This is a genomic window from Acidithiobacillus sp. HP-2 (assembly GCF_015100155.1).
Classification (GTDB): Bacteria; Pseudomonadota; Gammaproteobacteria; order Acidithiobacillales; family Acidithiobacillaceae; genus Acidithiobacillus.
This window is the reverse complement of the sequence record NZ_JACKZA010000004.1, coordinates 102,922-127,190: the sequence shown is the minus strand read 5'-3', so window position 1 is coordinate 127,190 and position 24,269 is coordinate 102,922. Positions and strand designations below refer to the sequence as shown.

Sequence of the window (24,269 nt, the reverse complement as noted above, 5' to 3'; positions counted from 1 at the left end):
AACAGCTCTCCTGACGGGCGCAGGATTTCGCCAAGAACAACAACGGCTCGAAACAAAAGTCGCTGCAAAGCACCCACGGCAACTGCCATTTTTAGGATCATTTGCTCAAGCCGTTTCCGCTTTGGCATTAAGCCACCTGCATCTTGGAAAAGGTCATTTTTGCCAACTCACAAATGGTCTGGGTACGTAACCAGTCCATTTCCTGACGACGCAAGTCCGTCCACTGGCGGTGCAAAGGGCAGGCCGTTTCATCCGCACACACCTTCAAACCCAAAACACAATGTGGCGATAAAGGATGCCCCTCAACAGCCTCAACCACATCCATAATATTCAGGGACTCAGCTGCTGGAAGCAGCAAAAACCCTCCTCCCCGGCCTTTTACCGATCCCAGAAATCCGCGCTTGGCGAGGCTCCGCATGATTTTGGTAATACACTGAACGGGAACCCCGAGATAATCAGCGATTTCACGACTCAGTACCGGCTCTCCGCGCTGTTGTGCGGCAATATATATCAGGCCGCGCAGGGCCTGTTCGGTGGCTTTGCTCAATACCATGGGTCTTCCCCTATTTTTTTACATATAACAAGAGCCACACTTGTTACAGTGCAGCTCTTGATGACGTTCATCAAACTACTGCAGAAATGACGGATTGTTTTCTGCAGTGCTGGTTAATTCAGGCAGAATGAGCCTGTGCAGAAGAGGATGATGTACCACCACCCATCTTCAGAAGGTTACGACGCATGGCCCAGGCCATACCAAACATGGCTGCAGCAAATGCGGCTGAGAACCCGATAATGATCCAGTTGTACACGGAAGGACCGGCATCCGGCGCCAGCGCAAAGATGAATTGCAGGGCAACGGCCAGGGCCAGATAAGCCGTAGAACCAATAATCATCACCGCTTCTTTATTGCGCACGTTACGCAGTACCCAGATGCCTTCAATCACCCCGACGATCGCCACCCAGGCAAAAATGGTCAGTAATGTAGGTAACAAACTGGCACCCTGTGAAAGAACTATGACCGCGATACCAGCCGCAATCCCAATGACGGCCTTAATGGCAATCAGCACTTTTGGACAGGCGCCACTCCCTTTCTGGGCAAGACGAATGGCAGAGTAACCCCCATCAAAAAACACATAAATGGCAAAAAACCAAACCAGCAAATTCATGGTATCACCAAAATCAATCAGTGATGCAATTACAAATAATAAGGCGGCAGCACCCCGTGCGGCGAGTAATGGCCAGGAGAACAGGGTCAGGCGGGCTGGCTGCGTTAATGCTTGTGAATTCATATCGACACCTCTTTTTATCAGAGCTATTACGCAGTATCATCGCTTTTGGAATGAAATATTATTCATCCACATGAGATACTGTTATCTAGTTTATAGCTTATGCATTCCCTGATAACAACAATAAATTTTTTAATAGGATTGTGAATATATGAATGTAGAATAAGCAGTATATATTATTATAATAATATAGTTATTTTTTAGAACCCCTATACTGAAGCATTTAGTCTTTTAAAATCATTAACAAACCATTAGGCAACGCCGACCGGAGCGATGTCCAACATAAACCACAATACCTTACAGCTTGGCGTAAGAATGAAGCCCGCCCAGGAAAAGATCCACACCAATAAAGCAGAACGTGACCGTGACCAGACTGATAGCCGCCCACCAAGCCAGTTTGCGTCCCTTGTTATGTTGCCCAAAAGACTTGTTACTGCGCATATGCAAATAAGCCGCGTAATTCAACCAGACAATCAAGGCCCAGGTTTCCTTGGGATCCCAGGACCAAAAACCGCCCCAGGCTTTGGCGGCCCACACGGCGCCGAGAATGGTGCCTGCCGTGAAAAAGAGAAACCCGAACATCACCATGGAACCCATAATGCGTTCCAGCCGGTTCAAGTCCGGAAGACGCCGCACCAAAGCATTTCCGGTACGTTCCGCCCGATCTCTCAACAAATAAGCAACACCCACCATGGCGGCCAGATAAAAATTGGCATAGGCAACAAATTCACAGGGAACATGCAGTTTTATCCAGAAGCTCTGCAACGCCGGAATCACGGGCTGAATCTGATTCTGATGATAGGCGACACCCACCCAGACCAGAAAAATATCGGCAACAAGAATCATCGGCATGGCAAAAGCACCCAGCCCCCGATTTTTACTCTGGCCTTCGTAATACAGGTAAAAAAGGGTCGTAGTCGTACACAAGAGAACCATCGCATCGTACATGTTGGTTACCGGAATATGTCCCCAGGAGGGATGACCGACGTAAGTCTGCTGCCAACGAATGGCGAGGCCCGCAAAACCCAGAGCTACAGTAATCCAGGCAAAACGATGCCCCCAGTCCCCAGCCGATTGATTACCGCTGAATAAATAACGATAATATCCTATGGCGCTGATCAGTATCGCCCCACTCATCCAGTAAAACATGGCGTTACTTTGGAGCACATAATACAGCAGCGCATTATTTGCGGCTGTGTATCCTGACTGATAAAGCGCCACACCAATCGCCGCAATCCCTATAACGGTCAAAAACAGGATTCTGAAGGCCGGCCAGCGGATTCCAAACCACATCAGGCCCACATACCACAGACCCAAAACAATAAACTGCCACATCCAAAAATCGGCCCGAAACAAATACCAGACCAAAAAAGCACCGATGGTCAGAAAAGCTGCCCATAACTGAGCGGCAAGACGTCCTTCAGCACGCATACCACCAAAGGTCAGTAGGTGTCGGATTTCAGAGCTTTCGGTAGACATATATATACTCCTGCAGATGCTGACAGATTAACCTGATCGTTCAGCATCCATTCACATTAAATGAGTTATCAAGGGCGGTAACCAGGCACATTGATTTTGATGCCATTACTGATGTAGGACATAAAATATTCCAGATTGCGATAATTGACGCTTTCCAGTTTTTGCGGCATCGCACCCACTTTTTTGTCACAGCCCTGGAAACGTTTTTCAAAGGTATTGACTGCTCCCCAAGCGGCCCGATAAGTCGGATAATGCGCACTTTGGCCCAACAATGGAGAAATAATCTGGGCTCGCAGATACTTACCAGCATAAGCCACATGACAGGTCGCGCAACTGAAGTTGAGTTGTCCGCGTTTCATGAAGTAATTGGCCTTCCCTTCTTCAAAGGCTTTAACGGCGCCTGGCCCCTGTACTTTGATATCCACCGGCATACCGTTGGACAGCGAAGTAAAGTAGGTATCCAGAGCAATCATGGAGCCGCTCCCATACTTGAGAGGTTGAAGATGATTTTCAACCCGACAACTATTCAAACGCATCTGAGTCGTGACCACCTGACCGGTTTTGTTGTTAACCAAAAATAGGAAATCCCCCGGCTCTGCCGGGGTGACAGTAGATGTTTGACATATAGGGGAGTCCATCGGAGAACCGACGTTGTGAGCCGCCAAGCACACGATGAAGGAGAAACCGATGGACGAAGGATTGAGCCTAAGGCACAGCAAGTGAGAGTGCAAATATCACATAGTATTTATTCCGAAGTGCCGACGTAGGGTGTTGTACGGTCAGTTACGGAATGATCTTGGGGAGGTATTTCGGGCTTTGGCCCGGCATAAGGAAAGCCGGATAGAAGAAGGGCATCTGATGGTAGACCATGTTCATATGCTGATTTCGATACCGCCGAAGTACGCAGTATCCAGTGTGGTGGGTTACATCAAGGGCAAGAGCGCGATCCATATAGCGCGGACTTACGGTGAACGGAAGCGTAATTTCGTGGGCCAGCATTTTTGGGCGCGTGGGTATTTTGTATCGACGGTGGGTAGAGATGAGGCGATGATTCGAGATTATATTCGCCATCAGGAAAAAGAGGATGAACGAGTAGATCAGTTGAACATATGGAGTTGATCCGGGCCACCCAGTGGTGGCGCCAAAACTGAGGGGCCGCGTTAGCGTCCCCGTTTTAAGCCGCTTTGAGCGGCTCACGAACTAAAGCTCCCGGCTTTGCCGGGAGATATTTACTATCGGCTTTCCGCATATGTGGGTAGCTACCGTAGAATTAGCGCTGTTTTTCTTTGCGGCAGTCAGCGCCTGGTTCATCCTCAAAAATCGTCATGCAGATCTGTTTACCAAGCTCCTGAAGCCCACTTTACTGGCGCTGATCATTATCACGCCACTGCAGATTTTTATTGGTGACGAACTGGGTCGGGAAGTGGCACACGACCAGCCCACCTCGCTCGCAGCCATGGAAGGCCATTTCCACACCTATCTACCGAACGGCAAACCCAATACGTCCTGGAATCTGATTGCCATTCCCGATGTTTCAGCAGGAAAAAATCTGTTCTCCATCCAGATTCCCCATGTTCTCAGCTTGCTCGAAACCCATACCTGGGACGGAGTAGTCACCGGTATGGATCATTTTGCTCCGAATGATCGACCCAATGTCTGGGTGCCCTTTTATGCCTTCCGGGTGATGGTCACCATCGGCTTCTTCCTGTTTTTCATGGCACTCTGGGGTAACTGGTTGCGCTTGCGGGGGAAATTGACTGCAGAACATCTGCGTAAGAACCCGTTGTTCCTGCGTCTGCTGGTGTTCAGTGGATTCCTGCCTTATCTCGCCGTCTGGACCGGCTGGTGGACACGTGAAATCGGCCGCCAGCCCTGGGTTGTTTATAACCTGATGCGGACCTGGCAGGGTGTCAGCCACATGGGGGTGACTGCTGAATCCTTCTGGCTGATTGGCTACATCATTTTCGAACTGATGGTTTGGGGGGGTGCCTGGTACTTCTTTACCCGGGTTATCCAAAAAGGACCCGATATGACCAGCCCGGTCATTGGTGCTTCGGATCATGATGCACATCCATCCGGTGGCGGAATTGCCAAGCCGACTTTCGCCAAACCGACCATGAACAAGCTGGACTGAGGATCGATACCATGCATGAAATATTTCGTATACATAGCACCTTAAGTACATTCTGGTGGATACTGCTGGGGGTTTTCTTCGTCATTTACATTGTTCTCGACGGTGCGGATCTGGGGGCCGGCGTATTTTCCCTGCTCCTCAATAATGAGAATGATCGGGCGGCCGTCATGTCTTCCATGGCAGGCACCTGGGATGCCAACGAAACCTGGCTGGTGGTGGCCGGTGGTGTGATTTTCGGGGCCTTTCCTCTGGTTTATGGGTCCACATTCAATTATCTGATGATCCCGTTGATGTTTGCGCTCTGGGGCATCATTTCCCGGGCGGTGGCCTTTGAATTTCATGTCCACGCCAAAAGCAGCCGCAAATTCTGGGGCTTCATGTTTGGCCTTGGCAGTCTGGTCGCGGCCCTTTTTGCGGGGATTGCACTTGGAGCTACCTTGCTGGGCTTTCAGATGAATACCGGCAACGCGCAAGGCATTCAGGTGGCCAATGACCCGTTTGTGAATACGGTTCCCCACTTTTCCGGCAACGCCCTGAGCTTTCTTTCTGCTTTCAGCATCTGGACAGGGATTGGGGCGTTGATCGCCGGCGGTCTGGCAGGCACCTTGTACCTTTGTGCCCGTTTTGAGCAGGATGATCCCATCTACCAGAAGGCTCACAAGTCTGCCACTCTGTTTTCTTTCCTGGCGCTGGCGGCGGTAGTCATCACCTTGATCTGGTCCTACGCGATCATGCCCGATGCCGCCAAGTGGACGGGGAGCGGCTGGTTTGGCTGGCTGATCCTGCTCATTGCCATCCTGATTTCTGCCTACAAAATGATGAGCAATCACGCAGCCCACCGCGATTTCGCGGCACTGCTCTGGTGTGGCGCCATTGTCTTGTTCATGTGGGGCGGGATGTGGGCCACCAATTTCCCCTACATCATTCCGCAGACCTGGACCATCAGTCAGGGCGGTAACCCGGCCAATGACCTGGCTATCCTTACCCTGTTCATGACGGGATTCGTGCCGGTGATGATTACTTATAACGTTTATCAAATCTGGGTGTTCCGCAAGCGCATCACCCATCTGGCCGGTTATGAAAGCCATTAAACCATTTCCCTGGTGATGTTCTGTTTGGGGCCGTATGGCCCCTTTTTTTACCGATGTTGACTTCACATAATCATATGGAAATGTTCTATAGTTGTCGGGTATGCTTTGGCAGTTACTTGAGTAGCAGAAATAATGCAGGAGTCCCGAAATGTCCAAAACCAGAAAAAATAGTACAACGCAGTCGCACCAGACTGAATTCCACGAAGAACGGCAGGAAGAGGAAAAAGCCCGTTACAAGGCAGAACTGCGTGCCCTTCAAATTGAATTGGTCAAGTTGCAAAGAGATATTATTCGCAATAATGAAAAAATACTGGTGATCCTTGAAGGACGGGACTCGGCAGGCAAGGATGGATCCATCAAGCGTATTATTGAGCACCTCAGCCCGCGCGAAACCCGGGTAGTTGCGTTAAGCAAGCCCTCGGACAAGGAACAAAGTCAGTGGTATTTTCAGCGCTATGTTGAACACTTGCCTTCTGCCGCAGAAATGGTCTTTTTTAATCGCAGTTGGTACAACCGTGCCGGCGTTGAAAAAGTGATGGGCTTTTGTTCAGATCAACAATACGAAGAATTTTTCGCCGAAGTCAATAATTTTGAAGGCATGCTGATTCGGTCCGGCATTCATGTGTTCAAGTTCTATCTGGACATTTCCCGCGAGGAACAGAAAAAACGCCTTGAGTCTCGCAAGGATGATCCACTCAAGCAATGGAAAACCAGTCCCATTGATGAAAAAGCTTTGAAACATTGGAAGGATTATAGCGAAGCACGCAATGTCATGTTTGCCCGCAGCCATTCTCCTTTCGCACCCTGGATTATTGTCAATGCCAACGACAAGAAAACGGCCCGCCTGCAACTCATCAAAGGGTTTTTAAGCCGGCTGTCCTACACCGGCAAGGATGAAATGCAGGTGCTTCCTGACCAATCCATCATTTTTGAATATGAATCTTTGTACCTGGATAATGGCATGATCCAGGAATAATGACGCATCCATCTTCATTACTTTTCCCAATTGATTTTGACCAGGAGGAAATATGTCCATTATTGATTTACAGTCAGCTTTAACTCGTGCCCTCTCTCTCAGAAACCAGGACGCCCTGGATGCAGCAACCATTGCCGCAGCGGAACAACTCAGCAAAAAGGAAGGACTGTCACTGAATGCTGCCGTGGGCGTTCTCGGCAACGATCAGCTTGTTGAACTGATCGGTTTCCTGAATGACAGCATGAACTGTGAACAACTTTCTGCCCTCTGTGATCCGGAAAGCTACGATGCGGAACAGGCTCGGGAATGGGAGGTCACCAAGGATCAATATCTGCTCGCCCATGAAATAGCCGTACTGAGTCATCGCATCGCCAAGCAAAGGGATGCAGGTCAATAAAATGCTGCATGGACGCAATCACACGTGGTTCGCGTCCATCTCCTATACTTGTGGCAGCAATATCGCACACTAACCACGACGCAGGAGTTAGCAACCATGTCTCCATTCAAACGCCCTCCTTTAGGGATTCCCGCTGACAGTGCCCGGCGCTGGACTGAAAATTATCAACTCGCCACCCAGGAAAGCGGGCGTCTTTTTTTGATGGCGGGCGATCAGAAGGTCGAGCATTTGAATGATGACTTTGTTGGCGAACGCGTCGCTGCAGACGACGCTGATCCTGAACATCTGTTTCGTATTGCCAGCGCGGCTCCTGTGGGTTGTTTCGCCGCCCAGATGGGGCTGATCAGCCATTACGCCATGGATTATCCCGAAGTGCCCTATCTACTTAAACTCAACAGCAAAACCCACCTGGTGAAAACCGCCCAGCGTGACCCTGCCAGTTTGCAATGGCAGAGCATGGTCCAGGTGCGCGATTTCGTCCGGCACTCCGGCCTGAAAGTTGTGGGCGTCGGTTATACCATCTATCCCGGTTCACTGTATGAGCCCGAAATGCTTTCCGAGGCCGCGCGTATCATCCAGGATGCCCACGCCATGGGTCTTTTGGCGGTCATCTGGGCTTACCCCCGGGGACAGGCGGTAGGCAACAAAGAGCAGGATTCGCACCTGATAGCCGGTGCCAGTGGTCTGGTTGCCTGTCTCGGGGCTGATTTCGCCAAAGTCAATCCGCCCTTGAATGAACAAGGAGATATGGATGCCCGCCTGCTGGGTGAAGCCGTTGCGGCAGCCGGACGCACGCAAGTCATTTGTGCTGGTGGCTCGGAAACCGACTCGAAAACCTTTTTGCAACGTCTGGATGCGCAATTACATATAGGTGGAACCCAAGGCTGTGCCACAGGCCGAAATGTCCATCAACGCAGCCAGCCGGATGCTATCCGCTTCTGTCGGGCGATCCATGCCCTGGTCGTCAAAAATCAGAGCGTGGAAGAAGCCGCAAAACTTATGGGAGAAGCGTCTTAATCAACCCGATGGGCCATACCCGCTGGCGTTTGTAAATGCCCATCGGTACCGCCGGCAAGTTCACACCCTGACACAACGGAGAAAAGTGAGTGACTATCGCACCATGCTATCTGCTTCCGCAAATGCCGGAATCGCTCAGTGGTCTGACGGAGCTGGCGCTGGATTTACGCTGGGCGTGGAGTCATGCCGCCGACTCCCTCTGGGCCGAAATAGCGCCAGAACTATGGGAGCAAACGCGCAATCCCTGGTTAATTTTACAAAATATCAGTAGTCAAACCCTGCAAGAATTGGCGCAAAATACAGCATTCATTGAAAAACTTAAGGCTTTTAATGCGCTGCATCAGGAGCAATTAGCCCAAAGCAGCTGGTTTGAACAGAATCACGCCCAGGCTTCCTTCCAACAGATTGCTTATTTCAGCATGGAATTCGGCCTCTCCGAAGCCCTGCCCATATACTCTGGAGGGCTGGGAATCCTGGCTGGCGATTGCCTGAAAACTGCCAGTGACCTGGGCATCCCGTTGCTGGGTATCGGCCTGCTCTGGCAACAAGGCTATTTTCGCCAAACGCTCGATGAAAACAGTCGGCAACAGGAATTTTATCCCTATAACGATCCAACCCAAATGCCGGTTACACCGGTGCGTGACAGCGAAGGAGAATGGTTGCGCCTGCAACTCCCCTTCCCTGGCCGAAAAGTCATTTTACGCGCCTGGCAAGCCCAGGTAGGCCGGGTGACTTTGTATTTGCTGGATAGTAACGACCCCCTGAATACCCCGGCGGATCGGGGTATAACCGCTGAGTTATATGGCGGAGGCCCGGAAACCCGCTTGCAGCAGGAAATCTGTCTGGGCATCGGCGGCTGGTTATTATTGCGCCGCCTGGGTGTCCAACCTGAAATTTGTCACCTTAATGAAGGGCATGCCGCATTTGCCATTCTGGCCCGCGCATACAGCCATATGCGCGATCATGGTTCGGCGTTTGAATGTGCTCTCAATGCTACTCGGGTCGGGAACATTTTTACCACGCATACCCCCGTATCTGCTGGTTTTGACCGTTTCCCGACAGAATTAATGACGCGTTACATTGCCGGAGCGCCAGAAGCATTTGGTGTCGATGTGGAAAGCATCCTGGCACTGGGACAGGAAAATCCCGATGATCCGCAAGAACCATTTAATATGGCCTGGCTGGCGATTCGCGGCAGCATTATTGTCAACGCCGTGAGCCGCCTTCATGGAGAAGTCAGCAGACGCCTGTTTCAACCGCTCTTTCCACGCTGGCCTGCAGACGAGGTCCCGGTAACCCATGTCACCAATGGTGTGCATATGCCCTCCTGGGATTCAGCTGAAGCAGATGCCTTGTGGACATCCTCTTGTGGTAAACAACGCTGGCTGGGCGATTTGCAAAAACTCGAAGCAGAATTCCGCGAAACTCCCGACGGATTAATTTGGGAATTACGCAGCAAAGGCCGTCAGCAGGTCATTCATTTCGCGCGGCAACGGCTTCAGCAACAACTGGCGGAGGCGCACGCGCCGCTGGAGGACCAAGAGCGTGCAGCGTTGGCATTGGACCCTAATGCCCTGACGATCGGGTTTGCACGGCGCTTTACTGCCTATAAACGCCCCAATCTGCTCTTGACTAATCCCGACAGACTGAGGCAATTGCTGACCAATCCACATCACCCGGTACAACTTCTCATTGCCGGAAAGGCCCATCCTCGGGACGAAGTGGGCAAAAACATGATTCAGCAGTGGACCTTGTTTATTCATCAACATCCCGAGCTGGCCAATCACATTGTCTTTATTGCCGATTACGACATGCTGGTGGCCGAACATCTGGTCCAGGGCGTCGATTTGTGGATTAATACGCCGCGCCGCCCCTGGGAAGCCAGCGGGACCAGTGGCATGAAAGTGTTGGTCAACGGCGGGCTGAATTTATCCGAGCTCGATGGCTGGTGGGCGGAAGCCTACTGTCCGGAAACGGGCTGGGCTATCGGTGATCGCGCCGAACATGATGATGATCCACAATGGGATATTCAGGAAGCAGAAGCTCTCTATCATTTGTTGGAAAACGAGATTGTGCCTCTTTTTTATCAGGATCGCGATGCCAGCGGCTGTCCACAAGCCTGGATTCAGAAAATTCGCGAAAGCATGAGTCGGCTTACCCCCTTATTCAGCAGTAATCGAATGCTCCGCGATTATGTATCGACACTATACGAACCCGCTGGACGTCTTCTTGCAGCGCGTAGCGAAAAAAGTCGAATTGAGGAAATTTGTACCTGGCAGAAAAATATTCGCCAACACTGGCCCCTTCTGCATTTTGGCGATCTGCATGTACGTACCGAAAATAATCGCCATTATTTTGAAGTGCATGTTTATCTGGACGATCTGGATGCTGAATCTATCAGCGTGGAACTATTTGCCAACCGAAGTGACCAATATCCTTTAGAAGTGGTTCCCATGCAGCGTGGTGAAGCACTGAGTGGAGCAGTCAACAGTTACAATTACACGTTGGACATCCCTGCTGATCGTCACTTGGCAGACTATACTCCGCGCATCATTCCTTGCCATCAAAATTGCCTGGTGCCCATGGAGAGTGCGGAAATACTCTGGTACCGTTAAAAGGAACAAAAATTGAATCCCAACATTCCTGACCTGCAAAATATTATAGAAACCGAAAAGAAAATGTTCGGTAAATATTTGGTTCCTGTAGCTATCTTATTAATCATTATTGGGATATTTGGAATTTTAAGCCCAATTATTCTTTCTGCAGTCACCGATGGCATTATTGCCGCCATGCTGATTATTGCCGGATTCACCTGGATTGCCCACAGCATCCAGATGCATCAGCATCAAATGGCTGACTGGCTGAAACCCTTACTGCTTTTTATCACCGGTGGCATCATGATTGCCTTACCGAAAGCAGGAATTGCGGCAATTGGTTTGATGTTCGTTCTGTATTTCATCATTGATGCCTACCGAAATTTCACGCAAATGAAAATCTATCCGGGACATGGTCGGGGCTGGTCCATTTTCAGTGGTATTATTGACATTTTCATTGCCCTTCTCTTCGTGGTCACCTGGCCTCGGGGTTCATTGATCCTGGTCGGCATATTTGTGGGCGTCAACCTGATATTTGATGGGATCATTCTGCTGATGTTGCGCAATATAAAACCCGGGTAGACAGTTTATTACGCAAATTTTTCAGTGGGTTTCTTCAATAATAAATGTAACGTCTATTGCATTCTGTAATGTTGTACCCAAAAAGTTCCACAAACACTTGATCCACCTGAAAACAGGATAAAATCCCAGTTTTCAGCGCTCAGTGTAAGGTCTCAAGGCCTCTCCAGATAAGACATGGCCGTAATAAAAATTGTTAAGAAATATGAAAATCCATTTTTATAGAACAAACGAAGTTTGGTTTATAAAATATAAAAGAATTCTTATGTGTTTATAATGACCTGGAAACGCGTTATGTGTTAGTTTGACAAGACGATATTACAAATAGAGAGGATTGAACCATGTTAATGAACATTATTGTTTTTCTCATCGTCGGTGGAATCGCTGGCTGGCTGGCCGGATTGCTCATCAAAGGCCGGGGGTTTGGCATTATCGGAGACATCATTGTCGGCATCATCGGTGCTTTCATCGGTGGATTCGTCCTGACGACGATTGGCTTGATTGGTCTTTTTGGGGCGGGCATTATCGGTGCCATTATTGTTGCCTTTATTGGTGCCATTATTCTTTTGTTTATCGTCAAGCTCATCAAAAAACTCTAAAAAATAAAATGTTATGAACATCATGCTGATTCTGGCTGGGCTGGTTATTTTGGGCGCGGCCAGCCAATGGCTGGCATGGCGGGTCAAACTACCCGCCATTATATTTCTTCTGGGTATTGGCATTATTGCCGGCCCGGTCACCGGCTGGATTCAACCGGACCAGCTATTTGGCCCACTTCTGTTTCCCGGTATTTCTTTGGCTGTAGCTGTTATTTTGTTTGAAGGCGCATTGAATTTACGCCTGCGGGAACTAGGTGGTCTCGCCTCCGTTATCCGCAGAATGGTCAGCCTGGGGGCCATCAGCAGTTGGCTGATACTGGCAGTAGCTACTCACTGGATTGCGGATTTTAACTGGTCCATGGCGATCCTCTTTGGCGCAGTTGTGGTCGTTTCCGGACCAACCGTCATCGGCCCGGTGTTAAGAGCAGCCAGACCCAATGCGCGAATCAGCAATGTATTAATGTGGGAAAGCATCCTCATTGATCCCATTGGGGCCCTGCTGGCCGTTCTGGTTTTCGAAGCCATTATTGCGCATCATGGCTCCACAGGACTCCGCTCTGCCGTAGAAGTTTTTCTCAAAATGCTTGCAGCGGGTCTGGTATTGGGCGTTTTGGCCGGTCAAAGCTTGGGGTGGTTACTCAGAAAACGGGCTATCCCCGATTATCTGCATGGCGTAGTGGCCTTGGGTAGTGTTTTTATTATTTTTGCAGCAGCCAATCAGATCGCCCACGAATCCGGACTACTCGCTGTTACGCTGATGGGCGTCTGGCTCGCCAACATGCGTGACATTCCTTTGGAAAACATCCTGAATTTCAAGGAAAGTCTCTCCATTTTATTAATCTCCATTCTTTTCATTCTCCTCGCTGCGCGCCTGAATCTGCTGGCCTTGAAAGAAGTCATCATCTCCGGCGTACTGCTCACGCTGGTTATTCAACTGATCGCCCAGCCTGTCAAAGTGTTACTGGCTTACGATGGCAAGGAACTGAACTGGAAAGAAAGATTCATGACCGGATGGATCGCCCCACGCGGAATTGTCGCAGCAGCAGGCGCCCCCGTATATGCCGGGCAACTGGAAGCACTGAATTATCCCAAGGCCCACTTGTTTGTGCCTCTGACTTTCGCGCTCATCATTGTCACCGTACTCCTGGCCAGTTTTACAGCGCGTCCCATGGCAAGGCTTCTGGGTGTTTCTGAAAAAGACCCCCGTGGCATCCTCATTGTGGGGGCCAACGCTTTTGCCATCGCCGTTGCTGAAAAGCTCAAGGAATGGGGGTTCAGGCCACTTTTGGTGGATGATGAATATCGGCAAATCCAGGCGGCACGCATGGCAGGACTGGATACTTTTTTGGGTAGCCCGGTTTCAGAGGCCGCTGATCGTCAACTCAATCTGATTGGATTTGGTTATCTGCTGGCTTTATCCACCGATGCCGCCCGAAATCTGATCGCCTCACTGCGTTATGATCCCGAATTCGGTCATCGTTCTGTGTTTACCCTGGCCGATGGCAGCAGTCGCAAAACCAGTGCCCGTAACCGCACAGCAAAACAACATCGACGTCTTCATCTTTTCAGTGAAGACGCTACCGCTGGTTCTTTGCTGGATAAAATGGAAAAGGGCTGGGCCCTGAAAGCAACAGGGCTGACTGAGCAGTTTGACTGGTCACAATACCAGCAACAATTTACCACAGGCTTTCTGGCATTATTTATTCTGGATAAAAATGGAAAACTGCAAGTCATAAACAGTGACCAAAACCAGCCGGAGCCGCGTGCTGGTGATCAGATTCTGGCTCTGGTTGCCCCTGACGTAGCTCCCTCTGCAGATGCCCACTAATTCCTCTCTACCTGATTCCCCATGCCTGGGATTTTGCACTACCGCTCTCGGCGATGACGTGTGTAAATCCTGTGGCCGAACTTTTGAAGAAGTTTGCCATTGGATAACCATGACTCCTGAGCAGAAAGCGGCTAACTGGAACCGCATTCGCAAAAATGGCTGGTGGGATCAACAAAGAAAAGCCAAGGGTCTGTAATCAGAATGTTTGGTACATTAATATAAGACATTATTATCATTTACTTATGGTGACATTCTGCAGTCCTCATGATAGTCTTTACTGATAGACCATGTATTGGCAAAAGCTTCCTATCCAAGTGGAGTCGAAAGTCCATTGAAATATCCAGAGAAGCCAGATGAATTGGATGCCCCGACTATTCAGGAAATTTTAAACAGTTTCCCCGCATTGGAGTTATTACAGCAACATCCGGTACCCCATGCATTAACACACAACAGAAAATTACTATTTGTCAACAAATCTGCTGTTAAACTTTTTGAGGGAGATAATCCAGATTATTTTTTGGGTAAGGACCTCACCTCTTTTATTCATCCTCTAGATCATGGACGCATTCTTAATCGTCTTGAGGTACTGAACAATGAAAATCCTAAAAACAGTCCTACAGAAGCCCGTGTTTATACACTCAATGGCAAAATCAAACACATCATATCCGTCAGCTCATTAATAGAATTTGCCGGGAATACTCTGGTTCTGGCAGCAGCTACCGAGCTCAGTGAAGAAATGGGACATGAAATCAGCCAATCTGAGCAGAATTTTCAGCGTCTTTTTGAAAATATGCTCGACGTTTTCTATCGTACCGATAGTGAGCAAAACCTGACCTTGGTGGGCCCTGCAGCCTTAGGCGTATTAGGTTATTTACCCGAAGAAGTTATTGGTCTTCCTGCCTCCAGCTTCTATATTGATCCACAAGCACGGGAAAATATCGTAACCGCCGTTAAGAAACATGGGAAAGTTCAAAACTTCCCGGCACGCTTGAAACATAAAGATGGGCATATTGTGGATGTCGAAATTACCAGTAGTGCAATTTATAGCGAAGATAAGCAATTTCTGGGTATGGAAGGCCTGTTCAGAGATGTGAGCGAACAGGTCGGCATTAAGGAAAAGCTGCATCGACTTGCCACCATTGATGAATTGACCGGCATATTGAACCGTAGGGCCTTTCTGGAAAAAGCCAATCACCTTATCAAACAGTTGCGTAGACACCCAGAATATAGTCTGCTCGCCGTGATTGATCTGGATAAATTCAAACCCATCAATGACCGCTATGGACACTTGAGCGGGGATCGTGTTCTGAAAGTGTTTGTATCACTCTTTAAGGAGACCCTTCGGGAAACAGACGTTTTTGGTCGCCTGGGTGGAGATGAATTCGCGATTATTTTCAGAAAGTGCACGATGACAGAAGGCTTGGAAATCCTGGAACGAATCCAGGAAAAAATGCAGAAAATCAGCATTAGACTCTCCGATAATGAAGTTTACATCTCAGCCAGCATCGGCTTGACCGAGTTGCGTGAAGAAGACCTGCCATTTTCTCTGGCACTGGCTCGAGCAGATCGGGCTCTTTATCAGGTCAAACAGAATGGAGGAGCCCATGTCGCAATGCTTTTATCATGATCAGGATAATGAAAACGCAACGGACTGGCCGGGCTTGATAATCGGAAACGCCCAAGCATATTAGCATCAGCTAAAACTTGCACCCGCTAAAAAAACCATGTATAACCTATAGCCCTTGCAGCTATGTGGTTATTTTGATTTGAAAAAACTTTTTGTGGCCGCAGTGACGGCCGGAATCAGCTTCCTGTTTATCATCGCGCCGCAACCTTTGCAGCGCAGCATTCCCGGACTGCCTGCGAATATCGCCCTGTTGAAAACAAGGGTAACTTTAAGTAGTTCTAGAGGCTCACACAGTTCCCAATCACAATCTTCTGCTGCTCTTGCCAACCCCCTGACGGGACGTGCATGGCAGAAGCTCGCCGGCATCTACAGTAAAGATGTACTGTATGCTTCCAATCAAACGGGCGTTTCCCGCAAATTGTTGGCCGCCGTGATTCATGTCGAAAGTCGTGCAAGTAACGTCGTCAGCTATGCTGGGGCTGTTGGTCCTATGCAGCTCATGCCCAGCACTGCATGGCGCATACTTCATGTCAATCCGTGGAAGCCTCGCCAGAATATCGTGGGTGGTGCCCGCTATTTGCGTCGTCTGCTCTCAATTTTTCATGGACATCTTCGCCTGGCGCTGGAAGCTTATAATGCCGGACCCACCACAGTGGCCCAAGGCGTAATTCCCATACCGGCAAAAGTTTATGCGCGTCAGGTGATGGCACTGGCGGCTTGAGATCGGCATGAATGCCAGTCTATGTTAACATTAAAGTATACTGTTAACATTATCAGGAGAAGGCGTTGTCAGAAAACAGTTCGTCAAACAGCAATTTCACTATCTGCATGGGTCACGACGAATTATTGATTCGTAACCGTTACGAAACCATCAGCATCGCCAATGATTTCATGATCGGCATATTATTTCTGGTAGGCAGTTTCTTTTTCTTCTATCCCTCCATGGAAACGGCTGGAGTCTGGCTTTTTGTGATTGGCAGCGCCGAACTGTTAATAAGACCGGTGATCCGGCTCGCCCGCCATATTCATCTACAGAAACTACCCAGTGGCAGCTGGGATATGTAACTGTCCGGTCAGCGAGCGGGCCGCAAATAACGCGCAATGCTTTGCCGCGTAGTGGCTTGCGCGATCAATTCATTGTAATTCTCAATCCGATCACGCGCCCATGCGTTGGCATGCTGTTCCGTTTGTTGAATGGTATTTCGCGCGTACAAGCCTCTAAATTGCCAGATAGCCAGCCAGAAACATACGGTGGCCATTCCTGCGTCGCCCAGTCTGGGCACCATTGCCAGGGGAACCTGCATGAGCACTACATCCAGAATCACACAGACAAGAAAAGCCGTAACTCCCAGACGCCATCTTCTGCTGCGCTTGGGAGCTGTAGCACGCCCCAGTTCCCTGGCCAGGAGTGCCTGCCGCCACTCCTGAGGCTGTTGAGCAAGCGCCGGGGATAAAAATACCGATCCGGTAATGGGGTCGTGCAAAGCACTCACATTATCCGCCAGCGAGCTGTAAAAAACCGGGGTATGCACGTCTCCCAAACTATCGCGCAAGACGTACAACTGGGGATCACGGCGCAGCAAATCCTTTATAGACATTATCGACTCCTGATTCAGCAAATAAACCTGCCGTTTATCGTCGGCATGTTGATGCATATGCAAGAACGATTCCAGGTAGGACCAAGTGCATTGCCGGGGTTTTATCCTATTGCACAGGATTCGACTTTTGCACTATTTTAGTGCGCAAGCACCATATTGGTGCACAATGGCTGCACTCCATTAGCGCAATGATCGACCCTTACCAGCCCGCTTGCCGCGACAAATCTCCAGGCGATTTTTACGAATAGTGCGCGGCAAAGTCTGTCCCTCGGGATGAATATAAAGGCTTTGCAAATGGGCTTGGGGCGCCAGCGCCATCAGTTTCACCCCCTTCCCTTTCGGCAGGCTTTTGATTTCTGCCAGCGGAAATATCAATCCCGCATAATCTGAAGAGACGCACAATATTTCTGCAGACAGATCAGAAACAGGAAGCAGCGGCAAAGGATACTCATCTTTATCCAGAGACAGGAAAGCTTTCCCGGCACGATTGCGCCCGGCCATGTTTTCCAGTGCAGTGACAAAGCCATATGCACCACTGCTCGCTACCAGCCACAAACTGTCGGCCGGACCACAAGCCGCCGCCTGAAGGGAGGCTCCGGCCTGAAAATCTACCTGACTGGAGGCGGGGACCCCGTCCCCACGGCCACCGGGAACCTGACTGACCGGAACAGAATATGCGCGACCGGTTTGATCCAGCAACACCAGTTGATCCACAGAGCGTACTTCAAAAACCTGCAGGAGCTGGTCGCCTTCCTTGAAGTTCAGACTCTCCGTGGCAATACCGTGTCCGGCTCGACTGCGTAACCAGCCTTTGCGAGACACTATGACCGTCACTGGCTCGTCGGTCACAGCGGCCACAATAGTCTGAGCAGTCTTGCTGGTAATGGCCACATCCGCCTGTAACAAGCTGCGTCGATCATCTCCGAACTTCTGGGCATCGGCGTTGATTTCCTCAACCAGCAAGTCTCTCAGGCGTTCCTCGTGAGCCAGCAGGCCAGTCAGATAATCGGCCACATCCCGCTTGTCCTTGAGTTCTTTTTCCAGTTCAATGCCAGCCAGCCTGGCCAATTGACGCAAACGGATTTCAAGAATGTCTTCGGCCTGAACTTCTGTCAGATCAAAGTGCTGGATGAGATCTATTTTGGGATCATCGGACTCCCGAATGACCCGGATAACGGCATCAATATCCAGAAGAACCCGGAGTCGTCCTTCGAGAATATGGATACGCGCCAACGTCTTGTCCAGACGAAACTGGCTACGGCGGCGAACCGTGCGCAGACGGTAAGTTACCCACTGCCGCAAAATGGCCGTTAGCGGCAGACAGGGTGCGCGGCCTTCCAGATCCAGCACCGTCAAATTGACGGACTGATTGGATTCCAACGAAGTACGTGCCAATAAATAGGTCATCAGTTGCTGGGGGTCCTGATTCCGGGAACGGGGCTCAACCACAATGCGTACGGCGTGATCCTTGCCGGACTCATCGCGCACCGTATCTATCTGGGAAAGCATGGCCGTTTTGGTGGACTGCTGCTCAGGCGTCAGGGCTTTTTTCTTGCCCTCACCCCTCGGCTGCGGATTGGAAAGATTTTCTATTTCCGAGAGCACCTGTGCCGTGGAAACGCCTGGAGGCAGTTCATGGATACTGATGCGCCACTCACCCCGCGCCAGCTTTTCCACTTCCCAGCGGGCCCGCACCCGAATACTGCCCCGCCCCGACAGATAAGCTTCACGAATTTGTTCGGGCAGTGAAATAATCTGCCCTCCCCCGGGAAAATCCGGGCCGGGTATCTGCTCAAGAATAGCGTCATCCGACGTCTCCGGATTTGCTGCCAACTGCGCGCAAACGGCCGCCAGCTCGCGCAGATTATGGGGCGGGATTTCTGTCGCCATGCCGACGGCAATGCCGGAGGCACCATTCATCAACAAAAATGGCAGGCGCGCAGGAAGCGTCACCGGTTCTTCCAGGGTACCATCATAATTACTGCGGAAATCGACGGTGCCCTCATCAATTTCACCCAGCAACAACTCGGAGATGGGGGTCAGATTGGCTTCGGTGTAGCGCATGGCTGCAGCAGAATCACCATCCAGAGAACCAAAATTACCCTGTCCATCCACCACGGGATAACGCAAGGTAAAATGCTGCGCCATGCGCACCATGGCATCATATACAGAACTGTCCCCATGGGGATGCCACTTGCCGATCACCTCACCCACCACCCGGGCAGATTTGACGTGTTTGGGAGAACGCTGCAGGCCCATATCGCGCATGGCATATAAAATGCGTCTTTGCACCGGCTTTTGTCCGTCGGCAAGCGCGGGAATGGCGCGCCCGGTCACGACGCTCATCGCGTATGCCAGGTAGGCTTTGGCGGCATATTCCGCAAGAGGCGGTGAAGGGTCCTCGGGGTTCCCCCCTTCTGCAGTCGGCAGCGGGGGCTCGTTTGGCGGGCTGGATGCCGGCTCAGGATTCAAGCCATCAAACAAGTCCAGGGTATTACTCATGCGGGATTCCTTTCTGAACATCCACCACAGTTATCTCCTCAAATATCCAGATCGGCCGTCCAGCCATCTCTTTCCATCCATTCCCGACGCCCGCCCGCCGACTGTTTGCTCATGAGCAGACTGAAGCGTTCATGGAGAGCAGCCTGATCAGATAGCGACATGGTCAAGGGCACCAGAGACCGGGTGTCGGGACACATGGCCGTTTCCCAGAGTTGATCCGGATTCATCTCGCCCAGGCCCTTGAAACGCTGCACCGCAATAGCAGACTCATTGACGCCTTCTGCGCGAAGACGATCCATGGCCACATCCCGCTCTGCTTCAGCTTCACAATAGATTTTGCGGGCCTTGCCGCGCCAGGTAGCATCTACCCGATACAGGGGCGGCTTCACCACAAATACATGCCCACGTCTGAGCAGTGCCGGAAAATGGCGCAGAAACAGCGTTAAAATCAGCACCTGAATATGACTCCCATCCACATCCGCATCAGAGAGAATCATGATTTTGCCGTAGCGCAACCCCGCCAGCACCTGCTCAGGATCCGCCGCGACACCATGCGGCTCAATACCCAGTGCCACGGCCATATTGTGGACTTCCTGATTTTTGAAAATCAGGTCTGCATCCACCTCCCAGGTATTCAGCACCTTGCCCCGGAGCGGTAAAAGCGCCTGATATTCTTTATCACGAGCCGCTTTGGCAGACCCCCCCGCAGAATCTCCTTCTACCAGAAACAGTTCATTGCGTTGAATATCCTCACTTTCACAATCTGTCAGCTTGCCCGGCAAGGTCGCCAAACCCGAGCCTTTCTTGCGTTCTATCTTTTGCGCCACGCGACTGCGCAGCTGTGCGCTCTGAATAGCCTGCTCGACAATGGCCCTGCCCGCCTCGGGATGGCTGTTCAGCCACAAATCCAGAGGATCGCGAATGGTCTGCACCATAAGCTTATAGGCTTCGCGACTGGTGAGTTTGTCCTTGGTCTGCCCCTGAAACTGGGGATCAAGAATCCGTGCGGAAAGCACCAAAGCCATTTTGCCGGTGACATCATCCTGCACCAGCTTCACCTTGGCCGGCACCAGACTGTGGTGTTCCATAAAGCTGCGCACAGCTTCAAAAACACCAGCGCGGAACCCCGATTCATGGGTTCCACCATCGAGTGTTGGAATCAGATTGACGTAGGTTTCCGGACGTGGATTACCCTGGGCACCCCAACACAACGCCCAATTCGCCCCCTCTCCCTGAGCGAAACCATTACTATCATCGTGTTGATACATTTCACCTGCAAAAACCGGGGTAATGGGCTCTGCTTCCGCAAGCATTTCCTCCAGATACTCCGCCAGGCCAGAATCATACTGCCAGACCAGCGCCTCCTGCTCCGGTAAATTCAGAATCACCTGCAAACCGGGCAGCAAAATAGCCTTGGCACGCAGCAAGTGCGTCAACTCCCGAGTATTGACCCGAGCTGAATCAAAATACTGGGGATCCGGCCAAACCTGAACCCGAGTCCCATGACGGCGGGCCTGACTGTTTTCCACGCGGGTCAAGGCTTCCTGAAGCATACTGTCCACAAAGCTCAAACGATAATGACCATATCCACCCCCTTGCGGATCCCGGGTATGAATTTCCACCAGCAAGCGACTGGACAGTGCATTGGTGACTGCCACACCCACCCCATGCAGACCGCCCGAAAAGCGGTAAGCCGAAGACTTGTCAGTCTTGTCGAATTTTCCCCCTGCATGCAGGGTAGTAAAGGCCAATTCTGCTGCAGGACGCGTCTCACCGGGAGGAATCCCTACCGGAATCCCCCGACCATTGTCCTCGACAACGACCGACCCATCACTGAGCACGGTGACTTCAATTCGGGTCGCATGTCCGGCCAGCGCTTCATCCGCAGAGTTATCAATGAGTTCCTGAACCATATGCGTCGGACAGGTGGTACGCGTGTACATGCCCGGGCGCAAACGCACGGGCTCCAGGCCCTTAAGGACAGTGAATTGTTCAGCACTATAGTTCAAAACAGTAGGGTTCCTTAATCATCGTGTCCTAAATTCAGTTCGGGCTGGCTACCGGGCCCATCATAAACGGAATAATGTCTTTGAGCAGCATGTCATCAGGATTCATCAAATTGTCATATTTCTCCGTTATCATCAGGACGAGGTCAGGTGGAAAAGCTGCAGAGCAGCTTCGCCCTGCAAGTCATTCAGCAAACGGTAAGGCATGATAACAGGCAAACTCAGAATCGCTCTGATCACCGAGACTTATCCTCCAGAAATTAATGGCGTAGCGCTTACCTTAGGGAAGGCTGTCGAAGAACTCCAGACACGCGGTCACGAAGTTCAGGTCATTCGACCCCGCCAATCTGACGAGGCTGATCAGGAAGGCTTGGTGAAAGCATTCCCTCTGTTTTTTTATCCCCAGGTCAAATTAGGTTGGACCCATCCAGGCTATCTGACTGGCTGCTTGCAGACCTGGCGCAGTGAGGTGGTACACATTGCTACTGAAGGACCTTTGGGTTATGCGGCACTCATCGCTGCGCGCAAACTGGGTTTGCCCGTTGTGACCAGCTTCCACACCAATTTCGACCAATACTTTTCGTTTTATGGGATTCCTGCCCTACGCCACATAGCGCGTCTCTATTTACGTCATTTTCATAATGCGACCCGGCAAACGCTGGTACCCAGTCACGGTACCCTGCAAAGACTCCGACAACAGGGATTTCAGCGCCTGCAGCTGTGGGGACGCGGGGTAGATACGCAGCGCTTTAATCCGCAATGGCGTGATACCCAAATCCGTCAGGATCTGGGACTGGGTAATGAGGATTTGCTATTGCTTTATGTAGGACGCTTGGCGCGGGAAAAAAACCTGCCGCCCCTGATCGCAGCCTTTCGCAAACTGAGCAGGAACCATCCCCGGGCAATCCTCGTTCTGGTCGGCGATGGCCCGCTACGCAGTGAAATCGACCAGGACGCCAATGAACGGATTTATTGTGCGGGCATGCAAAGCGGCATGCATCTCGCCCGCTGGTACGCCAGCGCCGATTTGTTCTGCTTTCCATCCTGTAGTGAAACCTTCGGTAATGTGGTGCTTGAAGCACAAGCCAGCGCCTTGCCCATCATTGCCTATGACTGTCCGGGCGTCTGCGAACAAGTCATTCATGGCGAACATGGACTGCTGCTTCCGCGCAATAGCGACATGGAAACAGCTATGCAAACACTCTATGGCAATTCCGCTGAACGCCAGCGTTTGGGCAATGCCGGACGCCTGCGTGCGGAATCACAAAGCTGGACACGCAGCTTTGACATTCTCGAAGCCACCTATCAACAACAACTTTCAGCTCGCTGAATTTTCGGACAACCCATGCGTATTCTCATGATTTCTGATACTTATTTTCCACGCATCAGTGGTGTGGCCACTTCTATTCGCAGCTTTCGCCAAGGATTGGAATTGCTGGGACACGAGGTCGATTTACTGATTCCGGATTATGGCTACTGCACTTCTGAAGAGAGCGGAATTTACCGTATTCCGGCACGTAAAATCCCTTTTTTCCCCGAAGAACGATTCATGCAACCCCTCGCCTTATTGAAAATAAAATCCGGTCTCAAAGCTCGCCACTACGATATCCTGCATATCCAGACCCCTTTTGTCGCCCACTATCTGGGAAATCATCTGGCACGAAGTTTGAGATTGCTCGTCATCAGTTCCTACCATACCTATTTTGAAGCGTATCTCGGCCACTACTACGGAAAAATCCCCGGTCCGCTGCGTAAAGCTATGGCACGCATTCCATCGCGCCAGCAATGTGCAGCCATAAACGGTTTAATTGTTCCGTCCCAAGCTATGGCTGAAGTTCTCTGGAATTATGGTATCCGTACCCCCACAAGAGTGATTCCCACCGGCATCCGCATAAGCCATCAGACCCATAATACAGGTCATCGCCAGGATTTTAGAATGCGCTATAATATGGACCAAAACTGTCCTGTCCTGCTGTACGCAGGACGCATGGCCCCCGAAAAAAATATCGGACTGCTCCTGTCCATGTTAAAGCGGCTCAGGCAACAATTTCCCGATATTCTGCTGCTACTCGTTGGTGATGGGCCAGCCAGATCTCACCTGGAAAACGAGGTGCAATCAAGCCAGTTGGCACAAAACGTCCGCTTTTTGGGTTACCTTGATCATGTTGCTGAATTACCTCAGGCGTATGCGGCTGCAGACCTGCTGGTGTTCGCATCGGAAACGGAAACACAGGGTATGGTATTACTGGAAGCTCTGGCCGCAGGACTGCCCATTGTTGCCGTTCCGGCCATGGGTGCAGCAGATGTTCTCCGCAGCGGTTTAGGCACCCGATCAGCGCCTGCCGAAGCCAATACGTTCGCACGAACTTGCGCTGAACTTCTCGCCGATGAAAATTTACGTCAGCAATTATCCGATGAGGCCCGAAAGCTCGCCCAGGATTGGGCAGAAAGCGCCATGGTCGCAAAACTGGCAGAATTTTACCGAGAGACCATTAACGAAAACAGAACTAAGCAAAAATTATGATATCTGCACATTCAACATGCACATACATTGCT

The 24,269-nt window shown here is 50.8% G+C and carries 21 protein-coding genes and 2 pseudogenes; 16 read left to right on the top strand and 7 right to left on the bottom strand.

Going from position 1 to position 24,269, the window contains the following annotated elements; translation table 11 throughout:
- Positions 1 to 127 precede the first annotated feature (127 nt).
- The 4 genes from H7F11_RS04450 to soxA form a co-directional block, all read right to left on the bottom strand.
- On the bottom strand, positions 128 to 553 hold the full coding sequence (locus H7F11_RS04450; protein WP_193650739.1) for an RrF2 family transcriptional regulator: 426 nt from the start codon (positions 551 to 553) through the stop codon (positions 128 to 130).
- A gap of 118 nt (positions 554 to 671) precedes the next feature.
- A complete protein-coding gene (locus H7F11_RS04445; protein ID WP_193650738.1) occupies positions 672 to 1,289 on the bottom strand; it encodes a hypothetical protein in 618 nt (205 codons plus the stop codon).
- 294 nt (positions 1,290 to 1,583) lie between these two features.
- The gene (gene ccsB / locus H7F11_RS04440; protein ID WP_193650737.1) at positions 1,584 to 2,765 is read right to left on the bottom strand and encodes a c-type cytochrome biogenesis protein CcsB; all 1,182 of its coding nucleotides are present in this window, start codon (positions 2,763 to 2,765) and stop codon (positions 1,584 to 1,586) included.
- Between the two features lie 68 nt (positions 2,766 to 2,833).
- A complete protein-coding gene (gene soxA, locus H7F11_RS04435; RefSeq protein WP_227485241.1) occupies positions 2,834 to 3,340 on the bottom strand; it encodes a sulfur oxidation c-type cytochrome SoxA in 507 nt (168 codons plus the stop codon).
- Between the two features lie 112 nt (positions 3,341 to 3,452).
- Here soxA and tnpA point away from each other — a divergent pair.
- From tnpA to H7F11_RS04365, 14 genes and pseudogenes are all read left to right on the top strand, one after another.
- A pseudogene (tnpA, locus tag H7F11_RS04430) lies at positions 3,453 to 3,884 on the top strand (IS200/IS605 family transposase).
- Positions 3,885 to 3,993: 109 nt separating this feature from the next.
- A pseudogene (locus H7F11_RS04425) lies at positions 3,994 to 4,899 on the top strand (cytochrome ubiquinol oxidase subunit I); the annotation flags it as partial.
- A gap of 11 nt (positions 4,900 to 4,910) precedes the next feature.
- Positions 4,911 to 5,990, top strand: coding sequence for a cytochrome d ubiquinol oxidase subunit II (locus tag H7F11_RS04420; RefSeq protein WP_193649979.1), 1,080 nt, complete (start codon positions 4,911 to 4,913; stop codon positions 5,988 to 5,990).
- Between the two features lie 148 nt (positions 5,991 to 6,138).
- Positions 6,139 to 6,966 (top strand): polyphosphate kinase 2, encoded by an 828-nt coding sequence (gene ppk2 / locus H7F11_RS04415; protein ID WP_193649978.1) that lies wholly within the window; start codon positions 6,139 to 6,141, stop codon positions 6,964 to 6,966.
- Between the two features lie 52 nt (positions 6,967 to 7,018).
- Positions 7,019 to 7,363 carry a hypothetical protein gene (locus H7F11_RS04410; RefSeq protein WP_193649977.1) on the top strand — a complete coding sequence of 115 codons (345 nt, stop codon included), beginning with the start codon at positions 7,019 to 7,021 and terminating at the stop codon, positions 7,361 to 7,363.
- 96 nt (positions 7,364 to 7,459) lie between these two features.
- Entirely contained in the window at positions 7,460 to 8,380 is a 921-nt protein-coding gene (locus H7F11_RS04405) for an aldolase (RefSeq protein ID WP_193649976.1), read from the top strand.
- Positions 8,381 to 8,469: 89 nt separating this feature from the next.
- On the top strand, positions 8,470 to 10,995 hold the full coding sequence (gene glgP, locus H7F11_RS04400; protein WP_193649975.1) for an alpha-glucan family phosphorylase: 2,526 nt from the start codon (positions 8,470 to 8,472) through the stop codon (positions 10,993 to 10,995).
- A 12-nt stretch (positions 10,996 to 11,007) separates the two neighbouring features.
- The gene (locus H7F11_RS04395) at positions 11,008 to 11,556 is read left to right on the top strand and encodes an HdeD family acid-resistance protein (protein ID WP_193649974.1); all 549 of its coding nucleotides are present in this window, start codon (positions 11,008 to 11,010) and stop codon (positions 11,554 to 11,556) included.
- 344 nt (positions 11,557 to 11,900) lie between these two features.
- Positions 11,901 to 12,152, top strand: coding sequence for a GlsB/YeaQ/YmgE family stress response membrane protein (locus tag H7F11_RS04390; RefSeq protein WP_010638842.1), 252 nt, complete (start codon positions 11,901 to 11,903; stop codon positions 12,150 to 12,152).
- Between the two features lie 13 nt (positions 12,153 to 12,165).
- Positions 12,166 to 13,980, top strand: a complete 1,815-nt coding sequence (locus H7F11_RS04385) for a cation:proton antiporter (RefSeq protein ID WP_193649973.1) — start codon at positions 12,166 to 12,168, stop codon at positions 13,978 to 13,980.
- On the top strand, positions 13,970 to 14,176 hold the full coding sequence (locus tag H7F11_RS04380; protein WP_193649972.1) for a DUF1289 domain-containing protein: 207 nt from the start codon (positions 13,970 to 13,972) through the stop codon (positions 14,174 to 14,176). The genes H7F11_RS04385 and H7F11_RS04380 overlap by 11 nt, the downstream gene beginning before the upstream one ends.
- Positions 14,177 to 14,311: 135 nt before the next feature.
- On the top strand, positions 14,312 to 15,607 hold the full coding sequence (locus H7F11_RS04375) for a diguanylate cyclase (protein ID WP_227485240.1): 1,296 nt from the start codon (positions 14,312 to 14,314) through the stop codon (positions 15,605 to 15,607).
- A 139-nt stretch (positions 15,608 to 15,746) separates the two neighbouring features.
- Positions 15,747 to 16,328 carry a lytic transglycosylase domain-containing protein gene (locus tag H7F11_RS04370; protein WP_193649971.1) on the top strand — a complete coding sequence of 194 codons (582 nt, stop codon included), beginning with the start codon at positions 15,747 to 15,749 and terminating at the stop codon, positions 16,326 to 16,328.
- Between the two features lie 65 nt (positions 16,329 to 16,393).
- Positions 16,394 to 16,672 carry a YrhK family protein gene (locus tag H7F11_RS04365; protein WP_193649970.1) on the top strand — a complete coding sequence of 93 codons (279 nt, stop codon included), beginning with the start codon at positions 16,394 to 16,396 and terminating at the stop codon, positions 16,670 to 16,672.
- 8 nt (positions 16,673 to 16,680) lie between these two features.
- Here the strand turns inward: H7F11_RS04365 and H7F11_RS04360 are convergent, their stop codons facing one another.
- From H7F11_RS04360 to H7F11_RS04350, 3 genes are all read right to left on the bottom strand, one after another.
- The gene (locus H7F11_RS04360; RefSeq protein ID WP_227485239.1) at positions 16,681 to 17,205 is read right to left on the bottom strand and encodes a hypothetical protein; all 525 of its coding nucleotides are present in this window, start codon (positions 17,203 to 17,205) and stop codon (positions 16,681 to 16,683) included.
- Positions 17,206 to 17,385: 180 nt separating this feature from the next.
- Positions 17,386 to 19,707 carry a DNA topoisomerase IV subunit A gene (gene parC, locus H7F11_RS04355; RefSeq protein ID WP_193649969.1) on the bottom strand — a complete coding sequence of 774 codons (2,322 nt, stop codon included), beginning with the start codon at positions 19,705 to 19,707 and terminating at the stop codon, positions 17,386 to 17,388.
- 38 nt (positions 19,708 to 19,745) lie between these two features.
- Positions 19,746 to 21,716 carry a DNA topoisomerase IV subunit B gene (locus H7F11_RS04350; protein WP_193649968.1) on the bottom strand — a complete coding sequence of 657 codons (1,971 nt, stop codon included), beginning with the start codon at positions 21,714 to 21,716 and terminating at the stop codon, positions 19,746 to 19,748.
- A gap of 202 nt (positions 21,717 to 21,918) precedes the next feature.
- Here H7F11_RS04350 and H7F11_RS04345 point away from each other — a divergent pair, with 202 nt between their 5' ends.
- Together H7F11_RS04345 and H7F11_RS04340 are read left to right on the top strand one after the other, a co-directional pair.
- The gene (locus H7F11_RS04345; RefSeq protein ID WP_193649967.1) at positions 21,919 to 23,043 is read left to right on the top strand and encodes a glycosyltransferase family 4 protein; all 1,125 of its coding nucleotides are present in this window, start codon (positions 21,919 to 21,921) and stop codon (positions 23,041 to 23,043) included.
- Positions 23,044 to 23,058: 15 nt separating this feature from the next.
- On the top strand, positions 23,059 to 24,237 hold the full coding sequence (locus H7F11_RS04340) for a glycosyltransferase (RefSeq protein ID WP_193649966.1): 1,179 nt from the start codon (positions 23,059 to 23,061) through the stop codon (positions 24,235 to 24,237).
- The last annotated feature ends 32 nt before the right edge of the window (positions 24,238 to 24,269 follow it).